Raw genomic sequence first — 13,144 nt, forward strand, 5'->3', positions numbered from 1 at the left:
AGGCGTTCGCCACCTGAGGAGAGCTCCGATGACGCGTGCCATCCGCGCAATGCCTGCTTGCACCAGCGGCATCACCGCTGGTGAATGGCCCTTCGTCGGGCGCGACGGCGAGGCGCGGGCCATGGCCGCGACGCTCACCCGCCGGATGGGTGCGGTCCTCGCGGCGCCGACCGGTGCTGGGCGCAGCAGGCTGGTGGCCGAAGCTCTCGGTGGGCGGCGCGGTGTCGTGCGGATCGTCGCGACGGCATCGGCCGGGGCCGTGCCGCTGGGGGCGTTCCGCCCGCTGTTCCCACGCATGTCAGGCCCGTTGAACGAGCAGCTCGGCCGGATGGCCGACGCCCTCACCGGCCGCGACGCGCTGACGCTCTGCGTCGACGACGCCCACCTGCTCGACGAGGCCTCGGCCGCGTTGCTGCACCAGGTCACGCTCCGCTGCGCGGGCCGCAGTCGCACGGCCACCGTCGCCGTCACGTTGCGCAGCGGCGCGCCGTCGCCGGACGCCGTCACCGCGCTGTGGAAGGACGGCCTGCTCGACCGGATCGACGTCGCGCCGCTGGGTGCCGCCGCGGTGCGCGACCTGCTCGAAGCCGTGCTCGGCGACCAGCTGGAGCGCTGCGCCGCCCATCGGCTGCACGACCTCACCCGCGGCAACATGGTGCTGCTGCGCCGGCTCGTCCACGAAGAGGTCGTCGCCGGCCGGCTGCGCCCGGCTGCCGGGGTGTGGCAGTGGTTCGGTGGGCCGAAGGTCTCCCCGCTGCTCGCCGAGCTGGTCGACGCCTACCTGGGCCCCGTCCCGAGCGGCGTGCGGTCGGTCGCGGAGCTGATCGCCGTCGACGGCGTCGCCGACCTGCCAGCCCTCGAACGCATCGCCGGGCAGGGCGCGGTCGAGCAGGCCGAGAGCAGCGGGATCGTCGAGATCACCGATGGGGACGGCGCCGCCGGCCTCACACTGCCGCTGTACGGCGAGCTGCTGCGGGCCCGCGCCGGCCGGGCCCGGGCGCTGCGCAGGCGGGCAGCGGTGTTGTCGATCGCCGCACCCGCGGGCGACGACGACGAGCTCCGGGCGCTCTGCTCGGCCGGCATGCTGGACCGCGCCGCCGAGATCGCCGAGCGCGAGACCGGCCCGGCCGAGCCCACGCACGCGGCGCTCGTCGACATCCGGCGCGGGCTGGTCGCGCTGGAGCGCGGCGCGGTGCGAACCGCCGCGCGCCGGCTGCGTGACGCGACGGCCGTCCTCGCCGTGCACGGCGGCAATCCGGCCGGTTGGTCGGGCGACGAGGTCGCGTTGCTGCTGGTCCGGGCCGCGGGGGCGCTCGGTGACCCGTCGGGGGTGGCTGCGGTACCGCGTTCGGGGCTGCGCATGCAGCGGCAGCTCGCGCTGGCGTGGGCGGCTGCCGCCGCGGGCGCGGTGAGCGAGGCCGTCGCGATCGCCAACCGGGCCGCAGTCCTCGCAAGGGCCGCCGGCGACCGCTGGGGGGAGGTCGACGCGCTGCACACGGCCGTCCGGTTCGGCAGCGCGGCGGGCGCGGAGCGGCTCGACGAACTGGCTGGGGAGCTGGACGGTCCGCGGGCCGCGAGCGCAGCGGCGCACGCAGCCGCGCTGGCGGCCGGCGACGGAACCGCGCTCAGCGCGGTCTCGGCAGCGGCGGAGCGCTGGGGCGCCCTGCTGATCGCCGCCGACGCCTCGGCGCAGGCCGCGGTCGCGCACCACCACCGCGGCGACCGCACGGCAGCCATCGCCGCGGCGGGCCGCGCGGCGGAGCTGGCCGAGCGGTGCGAGGGCGCCGTCACACCCGCATTGCGCGACGCGGCGCACCCGCTGCCGCTGACCTCGCGGGAGCGGGAGATCGTGATGCTCGCGTCGGCGGGCCTGTCCAACAAGAAGATCGCCGAACGGCTCGTCGTCTCGGTGCGGACGGTCGAGGGCCACCTTTACCGGGCCTGCACGAAGCTGCACGTCAGCACCCGCGGGGCGCTCGTCGACGTCTTGAACGAGTATCAGCAAGCCTGACGCTGCGCCCCGGCGGTCGCGAACCGGGCCGCTTGCGCCATCGGCAGCACGTCGCGCCCGGCGAGCCCGCCGAGCAGGAGCGCGTCGAGGTCGAGGTGCAGCAGGTGCGAGCGGAACGCCCACCCGGGTTGCGGCTCGACGTGCCGGCTCTCCACCGTGCCGAAGCCGCTCTTGGTGTACATCGCGAGCAGGGCGTCCTCGCAGGCGCCGAGCACGTGCCGGTGCCCCGTCTCCACCGCGACCCGCACGACGTGCTGCATGAGCGGGGGGAAGAGCCCCGCGCCCTGGTAATCGGGGTCGATCGCGCCGGCCCCGGCCTCGACGAACCCGGCCCGCCAGAGCCACGACGGCACGACGTGCCCGCCCCACGTCACGTACTGGCTGCGCCGCGGGTCGCGGTCGACGAAGATCACCCTGACGTACCCGACGATCCGCTCGTCGTGCCGGCAGACGAGGTGGCACGCGTGCGCGTCGAACGGCGAGGCCAGCGCCTCGGCGTCGATCTCGGCGAAGCGGCCCTCGTTGCGGTGTGCACGCAGCCGCAGGTCGTGGATCTCGGGGAGGTCCTCGACTCCCGTCAGACCGAACGTGAAGGCCCGATCGACACCGCGGACGGGCAGGCCGGCCGCCCGCAGCTCGGCCGGTGTGGTCAGGGGCTCGGCCAGCAGCAGGTACTCGGCGACCGCGTTCAGGAAGTCCGGCTGCGGCCGCACCCACTCGACGGCGATCGCCCTGCCGACGACGGAGACGACAACCGCCGGCACCTCGTGCGTCCCGGCGAACGGGAGCGTCACGGTCAGCTTCAGCTCGAGGCCGTGGCCGAGCTCGCTGCTGCCGCCGTTGATGCTGGTGAGCCGGGCGCCGGCGGCGCCGATCTCCCCGACGAGCGCGTGCAGCCAGCCGCGGAAGCGGACCGGCGACGGCGCCGAGACCGTCGGCGACAGGTGTTCGGGGCAGCGCAGGTGATCGGTCACACCAAGCCGGAGCCCGCCCCCGTTCGTGCTGATACAGGTCACGCCGGTCGGTCCCACGGTTCCCCCACTTGCTCGCCGGGTCCCCCGACCCGCACCGACGATCGCGCGCCGGGCCCGGCGGGAGCATCGGTGCTGGCACCACTCGTGGCGGAGGAGGACCGCACACTCCTGCTATTGACCCCGCCCTCCCGGGTAACGAGCATCCCGCCCATGGACCTGCAGCCCGGGGTGCGCGCGCAGCACATCGACACCGACCGGATCACCATGCACGTGCTGGAGGCCGGCCCGGCCGACGGCGTGCCCGTCGTCTTCGTGCACGGCAACCTCTCCACGGGACGCTTCTACGAGCACGTCCTCACCGCGCTGCCGCCGGGCGTCCGGGGGATCGCCCCGGACATGCGCGGCTTCGGCCGCAGCGACCCCGCCCCGCTGGACGCCACACGCGGCATCGCCGACTGGGCGGACGACGTGCACGCGCTGGTCAGGACGTTGGGCATCGACGCGCCCCCGCACCTGGTCGGCTGGTCGACCGGCGGAGCGGCGATCGCGTACTACGCGATGGAGCGGCCCGTGGCGTCGCTGACGCTCATCGACCCGGTATCGCCCTACGGCTACGGCGGCACGTTCGCCGATGGCACGCCGTGCCAGCCCGACTTCGCCGGCTCCGGGGGTGGCACAGCCAATCCCGAGGTCGTCCGCAGGATCGCCGAGGGTGACGCGTCCGCGGAGAGCCCGTTCTCGATCCGCAACGTCCTGAACGCCTTCTACTTCGCCCCGACGCACCGCGAGCCGCCGGAACGCGAGGACCTGCTCGTCGCGGAGATCCTGCTGACCGTCACCGGCGACACGAACTACCCCGGCGACAGCGTCCCGTCGGACAACTGGCCCGGTGTCGCCCCGGGCACCACCGGCATCCTCAACGCGCTCTCGCCGAAGTACTGCAACTGGACCGGCATAGTCGACGTCGACCCGAAACCACCGGTGCTGTGGACGTACGGCTCCGCGGATCTTGTGGTCGCCGACGACTCGCCGCTGGAGTTCGGCACGCTCGGCGCGCAGGGTGTGGTGCCCGGCTGGCCGGGGGCGGCGGCGTACCCGGCGCAGCCGATGGTGGCGCAGACGCGCGAGGTGCTGGAGCGCTATGCGGCGGCCGGCGGCAGCGTCCGGATCGAGGAGTTCGAGGGCGCCGGCCACGCCCCGATGTTCGACGCGAAGGACAAGTGGCTGGCCGCGTTCAAGGAGTTCCTCGGTACGACGATCGGGTGAACGACCGTCGGAGTGTGGCCGTGCGGACCGATGGAGGGATGTGAACAGCAGCGGGAAGGTCCGGCCCGACGCCGGCGCCGCGCTGCTCGACCTCTATGACACCGCGTTGCCGCAGGTCTACGGCTACCTGCTGGCCAGGTGCGGCCGGCGGGTGCTGGCCGAGGACCTCGCGGCCGAGACGTTCCTCGCCGCGGTCGCGGCCTGCCGGGGGCCGCAACCGCCGGCGCCGAGCACGGGCTGGCTCGTCGGGATCGCGCGCCACAAGCTCGTCGACCACTGGCGCGCGGCCGAGCGCGAGCAGCGCGGCCTGCGCGCGGTGGCCGGTGAGCCGGAGCCGGTCGACGACCCTTGGGACGAGGCGCTCGACGCCGGGCTGGCACACGCCGTGCTGGAGGAGCAGAGCGCGCAACACCGCGCGGTGCTGACCTTGCGCTACCTCGACGGGCTGAGCGTCCCCGAGGTGGCCGGCGTGCTCGGCCGCACCGTGCACGCCACGGAGGCCCTGCTCACCCGCGCCCGCACGGCGTTCCGGCGCAGTTACGTCCGGCAGGAGGGAGGACCGCGATGACCGACCCGATGGACGTCCTGCGGTCCGCGGCACCTCCCGTCGATCCCGACCCGGCCTTCGCACGAGCGCTGCGCTCCCGGATGGAGCGCGCGCTGCTCGCACCACAACGGGAGGAGCGGACCATGACCACCACGATCTCGGCACGAGAGACAGCGCTGCACGCCCTCACGCCGTACCTCGCGGTGACCGATGCACGTGCGGCCATCGCGTTCTACGTCGACGTGTTCGGTGCGACCCGCCGCGGCGAGCCGATCGTCATGCCAGACGGGCGGGTCGGGCACGCGGAGCTCGCGCTCGGCGACAGCGTCGTGATGCTGGCGGACGAGTTCCCCGAGATCGGGCACCTCGCGCCGCCGAGCCGAGGCGGGCCGACCCAGTCGCTGCGCCTCGAGGTGGACGACCCCGACGGCGTCGTCGCGCGGGCCGTGGCGGCCGGAGCGGTGCTGGAGCGGCCGGTCGCCGACTCGGAGCACGGGCGCGGCGGGGCGTTGCTCGATCCGTCGGGGCACCGCTGGCTGGTCGAGCGCTCGTCGCGGGTGCCGGACGTCGTCCACGCCTCGCTCTGGTCGCCCGACGCCGAGCGGACCGCGGCGTTCTTCCACGCGGTGCTCGGGCTGGAGCGCAGCGCCGACGGTCGGATGCTCGAAGGCGCCGGCGGTGGCATCGGGATCTTCTCGACGCAGGCCGAGACGACCCTGATGGTCTGCTACTCGGTCCCCGACGTGCACGCCGCGGTGGCCCTGGTGCGCGCGGCCGGCGGCAGCGCCGGCGAGCCCACCGACGAGCCGTACGGACTGCTGGCCGACTGCCGCGACGACCAGGGGCAGCCGTTCGCGGTCTGGCAGGGCACCAGCTCACGCCGCCCGCTCGGCGAGCTCGTGCACGTCCTGCTCGGGGTACCGGATTCAGGACGCGCCCGCGGCTTCTACGGCACGGCGCTCGGCTGGGACTTCGTCCCCGCGCATGCGCCGGACAGCTGGACAGTGCGACGTGGCGGGCACTACCTCGCACCGCGCACGACGGTCCTCGGCGGCTTCGGGGACGCCGTCGTGTCGCCGTCGTTCGCGGTGGGCGACGTCGAGGCCGCCGCCGCTGCCGTCCGCGCCGCGGGCGGGACGGCCGGTGAGCCGACACAGCGCCCCTTCGGCCTCGCCGCCGACTGCCGGGACGACCAGGGCATGCCGTTCCTGCTGCTCCAGCCCTGAGATCAGCCCGGCAATCTCCCCATCGTTCTGGGTGGATGCGCGCCCGCTGGGCGCGCATCCACCCAAAACAGTGGGGAAGTCACCACGGCACTGAGGTCATCATGGCGCTGTGGTCACCAGGGCACTGGGCCGTCCTTGTCGAAGAACCCGCCCGTCGGGCCGTCCGGTGGCAGCGTCGCGAGGGTGACGATCGCGGCGCAGCCCTCCTCGACGGTCTGGGTGCCGCGGTGGCCGTTGAGGTCGGTCGCGGTGAACCCGGGGTCGGCGGCGTTGACGCGGAACTCCGGCAGCGCCTTCGCGTACACGCTGGTGATCATGTTGAGCGCCGTCTTCGACGCCGGGTAGTGCAGCGCGACGGGTGCCGACGCGAACCGTTCCAGGTCGGCGGTGAGCGCGAGCGAGCCCACCCCGCTGGAGACCATGACGATCCGCGGCGCGGCCGAGCGTCGCAGCAGCGGCAGGAATTCCTTCGTCACCCGGACCGGCCCGTACACGTTCGTCTCGAAAGTGACGCGGAGCGTCTCGGGGTCGCAGTCGAGCGCGCTGATCCAGCCGCCGCCGACCGCGGCGTTGTTGACCAGCACGTCCAGCCGGCCGTGCCGCTGCTCGACCTCCTTGGCCGCGGCCGCGACCGACCCGTCATCGGTGACGTCGAGCTGCACGACGGAGACGTCCCCGTCCAGCGTCGCCGCTGCCGCCCGCCCGCGCTCCACGTCGCGCGAGCCGAGCACCACCGTCCAGCCGAGTTGGCTGAACCGCCTCGCCGTCGCCAGCCCGATGCCCTTGTTCGCGCCGGTGACCAGCGCGATCGTCGTTCCTGTCATGGCCGCAACGTTCGGCCGTCGCGACCGCCGGAACCAGGCCCGCCGGAACGGGGGACCCGCGGTACCAGGCTGAGCGCGCCGTCGAGGTGCATGCTTGACGGGTGGACCGTCCCGAGCTCGCCGCCGCACTGCGCACCTGGCGGGAGCGGCTGCGCCCAGCCGACGTCGGGCTGCCGGCGGGGGTGCGCCGGCGAACACCCGGCCTGCGGCGCGAGGAGGTGGCCGGGCTCGCCGGCGTCTCGGTCGACTACCTGACCCGGCTGGAGCAGGGCCGCGGGCCGCACCCGTCCGAGGCGGTGCTCGGCGCGCTGGCCAGGGCGCTGCAGGTGACCGACGCCGAGCGCGAGCACCTGTTCCACCTCGCGGGCGCCCAGCCGCCGCTACCGGGGCGGATCCGCAGCACGCCGCGGCCGAGCGTGCTGCGGATGCTCGACCGGTTCACCGACCTGCCCGCCCTGCTGCTCGACGCCAAGACCGACGTGATCGCGTGGAACCCGATGGCGCTCGCGCTGCTCGGCGACATGTCGGCCGTCCCGCCGACCGAGCGCAACATCGCACGCACGGCGTTCCTGAACGGCAGCGCCCGCGTCGGGGCCGACGACGAGGAGCGCCGACGGCTCAACCGCGCGCTGGTCTCCGACCTGCGCCGGTCCGCCGCCCGCTACCCGGCCGACCCCGGTATGCAGCGTCTGATCACCGATCTGCTGGCCGGCAGCCCCGAGTTCGCGCGGCTGTGGGAGCAGCGCAACCTGAACGTGCGCCACGGCGATCAGAAGCGGGTCCGGCACCCGCAACTCGGGCTCATCACGCTCGACTGCGACGTGCTGCACGTCCCGGAGGACGATCAGCGACTGATCGTCTACTCGGCCAGTCCGGGCAGTCATGGCGCCCAATCGCTGGATCTGCTGCGTGTCGTCGGGCTGCAGGAGCTTTCGGCCGATCGGCTAGTCTGACCCCTCCACTTGCGGAGGGGACGCAAGCTCATGGCATCTGACCTGGCATTCGACGCGCTTGCGGATCCGGTCCGGCGGGAGATCCTCGGTGTGCTCGCCGAGCGCGAGGAGTGCAGCGCAGGCGAGCTGTCCAACGCGATCCACCGTGTCGGGCGCACTGCCGTGTCCAGCCACCTGCGGGTGCTGCGCACGGCCGGCCTGATCGCGGAGCGCCGGACCGGCCGATTCCGGTACTACTCGGTGGATCCGACCGGCCCCGCGCAGGACGTCATCCACCTCCTGCAGGAGCTGTTCCAGGGGTCGCTCGACGCGGCGAAGGTTGCTGCGGAGTCACTCGCCGACACGGGGGCCGACGACCGCAGAGCGATGTAGTGGCCTACGTCGCCGTCTCGGCGGAGCAGCGCATCGACGCCCCGCCGGCTGCGGTGTTCGCGCTGTTCGGCGCCGACGCGGGGGCCGGCTGGCTCTTCGACGCGACCTGCGACAGGGTGGCGGTCGGCGCGGCGGTCACGCTGCGGGCACCGCTCGGCGGGCACCCGGTGGAGCTGCTCGGCCGGATCGCTGCCGTGCGGCCGCCGTCGACGATCGAGCTGCGGCTCGACCAGCCGTGGCGCGGGACGTTGCGGGTGCGCTTCGAGCCGGCCGGCGCGGGCACTCGCGTGCGGCTCACCGCCGGCCTCGACGACGACGGCTTGCGCTGGATGATGCGCCGCCGCGGCTACCGGGTGCCGGCCGAACCCACCGGCGGCGCGCACGCCGTAGGCCTGCTGACCAGCAAGTCCGGCAGCGGGAGCGTGTTCTCCGCGGCGTCGGAGGGCCTCGCCGCGATGGCCGTCGAGGAGATCAACGCCGAGGGCGGGATCCACGGCCAGCCGGTGCGGCTCGTCGTCGGCGACGATGCGACCGACCCCGCTGTCGGAACGCTCGAAGCGTGGCGCCTGGTGCACGCCGGCTGCCGGTCGATCATGGCCGCCACGACGTCGGCGACGTTCGAGCGGGTGTCGAACGAGCTGCGCGGCTGCGCGACGCTGCTGGTGCAGACCGTGATGAACGAGGGCGGGCTCGGCGGTGGCCTGCGGGTCCAGCTGGGCGAGCGGCCGGCCGACCAGCTGCGGGCCGCGATCGGCCCGATGATGGACGCGGCCGGCGGGCGGCGGTGGTTCCTCGCCGGCAACGACTACGTGTGGCCGCACGTCGTGCACGGCAAGGCGCGGTCGCTCGTCGCCGAGCACGGCGGCACGGTGGTCGGCGAGCGGTTCGCCCACCTCGGTACCCGCGACTTCACCCCGCTCGTCGAGGCCGTGCTCGCGTCCGGGGCCGACGTCGTGCTCTCGTCGTTCGTCGGTGCCGACCTGGTGACGTTCGAGCGCCAGTGCCACGAGATGGGCGTCCGGGCGCGGTGCCGGTCGCTGGCGCTCGCGCTCGACGAACCCACCCGCGAGCGCATCGGGGCGGCCGCCGCGCCGGGGCTGTGGGGTGTCGCCGGCTACTTCGCGGAGCTGCCCGGCGCGACGAACGCGGCGTTCCTGAGCCGCTACCGCGAGATGCACGGGCCGTTCGCGCCGCCCGTCTCGACGATCTCCGAATCGGTGTACGAGGCGCTGCACCTCTACGCGGCGGCGGCGCGGCGGGCGCCGGACGACGACCCGGTCGGGGTGGCCCGCGAGCTGCGGCACGGGCGCGCCGACTTCCCCCGCGGCACGGTCACCGTCGACGGTCCGGAGACCGTGGCTCAGCGCCTCTACCTGGCCGAGGCCACGGCCGACGGATTCCTGGTGAGCCATCAGGTCCGGTAACCGCCAATATGCCAATGGTCGTTGACGCGTTCTTTCGCTACTCCATAGGGTCGCCATCGATTCCCCCGATCGAGGAGGCCGCATGCCCGTCACGCCACCCGACCCGGCCGCGCTCGACCGTGCGGCGCAGCAGTACCGGCTCGGCCTGTCCTCGGCGGACCTCGAGGAGTTCAGCCCGCTCGTCGGCGGCCTCCTGAGCTCGTGGAACGCCGTCGAGGAGCTCTACGCAGCCACTGTTCCGGAGGCACCGAAGCGCGAGTGGGAACGTCCGGCCGAGGCCGACAACCCCTACAACGCCTGGTACGTGACGTGCTCGGTCACCGAGACGGAGAGCGGCCCGCTCGCGGGGCGGACGGTCGCGGTCAAGGACAACACCGCCGTCGCCGGCGTGCCGATGATGAACGGCTCCTCGACGATCGAGGGGTACACCCCGCTGCGCGACGCCACCGTCGTCACGCGGCTGCTCGCCGCCGGCGCCACGATCGCGGGCAAGGCGGTCTGCGAGGACCTCTGCTTCTCCGGCGGCTCGCACACCTCCCGCACCGGCGCGGTGCGCAACCCGTGGGACGAGACGCGCTCGGCCGGCGGCTCGTCCTCGGGGAGCGCGGCGCTCGTCGCGGGCGGTGTCGTCGACCTCGCGACCGGCGGTGACCAGGGCGGATCGGTGCGGATGCCGGCCGCGTTCAGCGGCGCCGTCGGGCATAAGCCGACGTTCGGGCTCGTCCCGTACACCGGCGCGTTCCCGATCGAGCAGACGATCGACCACGTCGGCCCGATCACACGCACGGTCGCCGACGCCGCGCTGATGCTGAGCGTGATGGCCGGCCCCGACGGACTCGACCCGCGCCAACCACGTGACCTCGTGCCCGATGACTACGTCGCCGCGCTCGCCACTGGCGCGAACGGGCTGCGGATCGGTGTTGTGACCGAGGGCTTCGGCCACGCGAACTCCGATCAGGGCGTGGGCGACGCCGTGCGCGCGGCCGTCGAGACTCTGCGCGGTGCCGGGCTGTCGGCGGAGGACGTCTCGATCCCGTGGCACCTCCACGGCGCGAAGGTCTGGGACGTCATCGGCACCGAGGGCGTGCTGCGCCAGATGATCGACATGAACGGCTACGGGATGAACTGGAAGGGCCTGTACGACCCGGAGGTCATCGCCCACTACGGCGCGGCGTGGCGGAACGACCCCACCGAGTTCTCGGAGACCGTCAAGCTCGTCCTCCTGACCGGCGGGTACAGCCTCGAAACGCAGCACGGCCGGCACTACGCGATGGCACGCAACCTCGCCGTCGAGCTGAAGGCGGCCTACGACGCCGCGCTGGAGCGCTACGACGTGCTCGTGATGCCGACCGTCCCGATCCAGGCCTCGACCCTGCCCGCACCGGACGCCTCGCGCACCGAGGTGATCGCGCGGGCGCTGGAGATGATCGCCAACACCTGCGTCACCGATGTGACGGGCCACCCCGCGTGCTCGGTGCCCGCCGGGCTGGTGAACGGCCTCCCGACCGGGATGATGATCATCGGAAGGAGCTTCGACGACAGCACGGTGCTGCGGGTGGCGCACGCGTACGAGCAGGCGGTGGGTGGGTTCCCGGCGCCGCCGCGGTAGCCGCGCGCTGGTTGCGGAGCGGGTCCGGGGGAGGGCAGGAAAGCCACTTTCCTGCCCTGTGAGGGCCTGAAAGTGGCTTTCCTGCCCTCACGTGCGGGACGCACACGTCGCGGCGTGCGGCACGCGCACGATGCCGGGAAAGCCACTTTCCCGGCACTCCCGACCGCCGGCTGTCGGGCTGCTCGACCACAATCGGCGTCGTGTTGATCCCACCAGGCCTGTTCGACGGTCCTCCTGCCGAACCGCCGCCGGACGACGCCCTCGTCCGGTCGATCGAGGCGGAGCTCGGCCGGGCGCTACCAGCGGCTTACGTCGAGCTCGCGCGCCAACACAACGGCGGCGAATTCGCGCGTACGGCCCACCCCGCCCCGTCGCGGACCTCATGGAGCGGGAACCACGTCGGGGTGTCGGCACTCGCGGCCATCGGAAGGACCGCGTCCTTCAGCCTCTGCGGCGAGGTCGGCAGCGCGTTCTGGCCGTTCGAATGGGGATACCCCGACATCGGCGTGTACTTCGTGGACTGCCCGTCCGCCGGGCACGACATGATCGCCCTCGACTACCGGGACGGCGGCGAGCCGTGTGTGGTCCACGTCGACCAGGAGTGGGACTACCAGATCACCGTCCTCGCCCCCGACTTCGCGACCTTCATCGGCGGGCTCGTCGATGAGTCGGAGTTCGACGACTCGGACTGACGCCGCTTGCACCCATTGGGCCCGGCCGCCCCGGTGGGTGCCGTGGTCAGCGCCGGCGAGGGTCAGGAAAGCCACTTTCATGCAACGTGGTTGCATGAAAGTGGCTTTCCTGACGTCGCGGGAGGACCACCTCTCGGATGTCGGTCACCCCGGCGGCGCGGTCGTCTCCCGCACCACGAGCTCCGTTGCCAGCTCCAACCGGTGGGAGACGGGGTGGTTGCCCTCGATCCGCTGGGTGAGGACGCGGACGGCGGTGGCGCCCATCTCGCTGAGGGGCTGGGTCACCGAGGTCAGCGCGGGGGTCGACTGGCGGGCCTCGTACGTCCCGTCGAAGCCGACGACGCTCAGCCGCCGTGGCACACCGACGCCCCGGCGCCGCGCCTCTGCCATGACGCCCAGCGCGAGCCGGTCGTTGGCGCAGAACACCGCGGTGGGTGGGGTCGGGAGGTCCAGCAGCCGGCGTCCGGCCGTCTCGCCGAACGCCTTGCGGAACGAGCCGTGCGAAACCAGTTCGTCCGGCGCGGTGAGCCCGTGCGCGGAGAGCGCGGCGAGGAATCCGTGGAACCTGGCCTGGTTGCTGTCGGACCGTTCGGTGCCACCCACGAACGCGATCCGGGTGTGGCCGAGCGCGATCAGGTGCTCGGCCGCCTCCCGGCCGCCCGCCCAGTTGGTCGCGCCGATGCTGGTGACGCCGGCCGGCGGCGGGTTCGCGAGGTCGACGACCACGATCGGCAGCCCGCGCTGCTCGAAGGGCCGCAGCAGCTCCTCCCGGTACGCCGACGTGCTGACGATCAGGCCGGACCGGCCGCCCTCCACCATCCGCTGCGCGCGCCCGGCCATGTCCTCGGCGGTGGCGTGCTCGCCGCCGGTCAGCCCGACGACGGCGTCGACGCCGAGCGCGGCCGTCTCGGTGATCACGCCCGAGAGCAGCGTCGTCGAGTAGGCCGAGTTGAGCGCGTCGACGAGCACGTCGATCACGAGCCCGGTGAGCCGCGGCTTGCGCTGCCCCGGTGAGCGGTACCCCGATTCGCGAAGCGCCGCGAGCACCCTGCTGCGCGTTCCGGACGCGACGTCGTCCCGGCCGTTGACCACCTTCGAGACCGTGGCCATCGACACACCTGTCCGTTCGGCGATGTCGGCCAGCGTGGTCCGTGCAGTTCCGGGCACCGTCTTGCCCTTCCTGGCGAAAACTTTCGAGGACTGCTGACCTTGCAGTTCGCCGGCATCGCCTGTCAAGGTTGAAGAC

General features: G+C 73.4%; 12 protein-coding genes. 9 read left to right on the plus strand and 3 right to left on the minus strand.

What is annotated here, in order from left to right:
- Nucleotides 1–28: 28 nt before the first annotated feature.
- Entirely contained in the window at nucleotides 29–2,011 is a 1,983-nt protein-coding gene (locus LL648_RS22405; RefSeq protein WP_232664639.1) for a helix-turn-helix transcriptional regulator, read from the plus strand.
- Here LL648_RS22405 and LL648_RS45315 read toward each other — a convergent pair.
- Nucleotides 1,999–2,985 carry a GNAT family N-acetyltransferase gene (locus tag LL648_RS45315; RefSeq protein WP_232664640.1) on the minus strand — a complete coding sequence of 329 codons (987 nt, stop codon included), beginning with the start codon at nucleotides 2,983–2,985 and terminating at the stop codon, nucleotides 1,999–2,001. The genes LL648_RS22405 and LL648_RS45315 overlap by 13 nt on opposite strands.
- Before the next feature lie 210 nt (nucleotides 2,986–3,195).
- Here LL648_RS45315 and LL648_RS22415 point away from each other — a divergent pair, with 210 nt between their 5' ends.
- The 3 genes from LL648_RS22415 to LL648_RS22425 are packed head-to-tail and all read left to right on the plus strand — an operon-like array spanning nucleotide 3,196 to nucleotide 6,024.
- Nucleotides 3,196–4,251 carry an alpha/beta fold hydrolase gene (locus tag LL648_RS22415; protein WP_232664641.1) on the plus strand — a complete coding sequence of 352 codons (1,056 nt, stop codon included), beginning with the start codon at nucleotides 3,196–3,198 and terminating at the stop codon, nucleotides 4,249–4,251.
- A 40-nt stretch (nucleotides 4,252–4,291) separates the two neighbouring features.
- Nucleotides 4,292–4,819: an RNA polymerase sigma factor gene (locus tag LL648_RS22420; RefSeq protein ID WP_232664642.1), complete on the plus strand. Its 528-nt coding sequence runs from the start codon at nucleotides 4,292–4,294 to the stop codon at nucleotides 4,817–4,819.
- A complete protein-coding gene (locus LL648_RS22425) occupies nucleotides 4,816–6,024 on the plus strand; it encodes a VOC family protein (RefSeq protein WP_232664643.1) in 1,209 nt (402 codons plus the stop codon). Before LL648_RS22420 ends, LL648_RS22425 begins: the two co-directional genes overlap by 4 nt.
- 113 nt (nucleotides 6,025–6,137) lie before the next feature.
- On the opposite strand, the gene LL648_RS22430 is transcribed toward LL648_RS22425, so the two are convergent.
- The gene (locus LL648_RS22430; RefSeq protein ID WP_232664644.1) at nucleotides 6,138–6,848 is read right to left on the minus strand and encodes an SDR family oxidoreductase; all 711 of its coding nucleotides are present in this window, start codon (nucleotides 6,846–6,848) and stop codon (nucleotides 6,138–6,140) included.
- Between the two features lie 101 nt (nucleotides 6,849–6,949).
- Here LL648_RS22430 and LL648_RS22435 point away from each other — a divergent pair, with 101 nt between their 5' ends.
- From LL648_RS22435 to LL648_RS22455, 5 genes are all read left to right on the plus strand, one after another.
- On the plus strand, nucleotides 6,950–7,801 hold the full coding sequence (locus LL648_RS22435; RefSeq protein ID WP_232664645.1) for a helix-turn-helix transcriptional regulator: 852 nt from the start codon (nucleotides 6,950–6,952) through the stop codon (nucleotides 7,799–7,801).
- Between the two features lie 30 nt (nucleotides 7,802–7,831).
- On the plus strand, nucleotides 7,832–8,173 hold the full coding sequence (locus tag LL648_RS22440; protein WP_232664646.1) for an ArsR/SmtB family transcription factor: 342 nt from the start codon (nucleotides 7,832–7,834) through the stop codon (nucleotides 8,171–8,173).
- Nucleotides 8,173–9,597: an ABC transporter substrate-binding protein gene (locus tag LL648_RS22445; RefSeq protein WP_232664647.1), complete on the plus strand. Its 1,425-nt coding sequence runs from the start codon at nucleotides 8,173–8,175 to the stop codon at nucleotides 9,595–9,597. Before LL648_RS22440 ends, LL648_RS22445 begins: the two co-directional genes overlap by 1 nt.
- 82 nt (nucleotides 9,598–9,679) lie before the next feature.
- Complete coding sequence (locus LL648_RS22450; protein WP_232664648.1) at nucleotides 9,680–11,206, plus strand: amidase; 1,527 nt, start codon at nucleotides 9,680–9,682, stop codon at nucleotides 11,204–11,206.
- 200 nt (nucleotides 11,207–11,406) lie between these two features.
- The gene (locus LL648_RS22455) at nucleotides 11,407–11,898 is read left to right on the plus strand and encodes an SMI1/KNR4 family protein (RefSeq protein ID WP_232664649.1); all 492 of its coding nucleotides are present in this window, start codon (nucleotides 11,407–11,409) and stop codon (nucleotides 11,896–11,898) included.
- Between the two features lie 144 nt (nucleotides 11,899–12,042).
- Here LL648_RS22455 and LL648_RS22460 read toward each other — a convergent pair whose 3' ends face one another.
- Nucleotides 12,043–13,065 carry a LacI family DNA-binding transcriptional regulator gene (locus LL648_RS22460; protein ID WP_308190376.1) on the minus strand — a complete coding sequence of 341 codons (1,023 nt, stop codon included), beginning with the start codon at nucleotides 13,063–13,065 and terminating at the stop codon, nucleotides 12,043–12,045.
- Nucleotides 13,066–13,144 lie beyond the last annotated feature (79 nt).

Source organism: Pseudonocardia sp. TRM90224 (assembly GCF_021245725.1).
In the GTDB taxonomy this organism is placed as follows: domain Bacteria; phylum Actinomycetota; class Actinomycetes; order Mycobacteriales; family Pseudonocardiaceae; genus Pseudonocardia.

Bases quoted from the DNA above. Each gene is read 5' to 3' on its own strand.
- LL648_RS22405 (WP_232664639.1), top strand. From the start codon at position 29: ATGACGCGTGCCATCCGCGCAATGCCTGCTTGCACCAGCGGCATCACC.
- LL648_RS22415 (WP_232664641.1), top strand. From the start codon at position 3,196: ATGGACCTGCAGCCCGGGGTGCGCGCGCAGCACATCGACACCGACCGG.
- LL648_RS22425 (WP_232664643.1), top strand. From the start codon at position 4,816: ATGACCGACCCGATGGACGTCCTGCGGTCCGCGGCACCTCCCGTCGAT.
- LL648_RS22430 (WP_232664644.1), bottom strand. From the start codon at position 6,848: ATGACAGGAACGACGATCGCGCTGGTCACCGGCGCGAACAAGGGCATC.
- LL648_RS22440 (WP_232664646.1), top strand. From the start codon at position 7,832: ATGGCATCTGACCTGGCATTCGACGCGCTTGCGGATCCGGTCCGGCGG.
- LL648_RS22450 (WP_232664648.1), top strand. From the start codon at position 9,680: ATGCCCGTCACGCCACCCGACCCGGCCGCGCTCGACCGTGCGGCGCAG.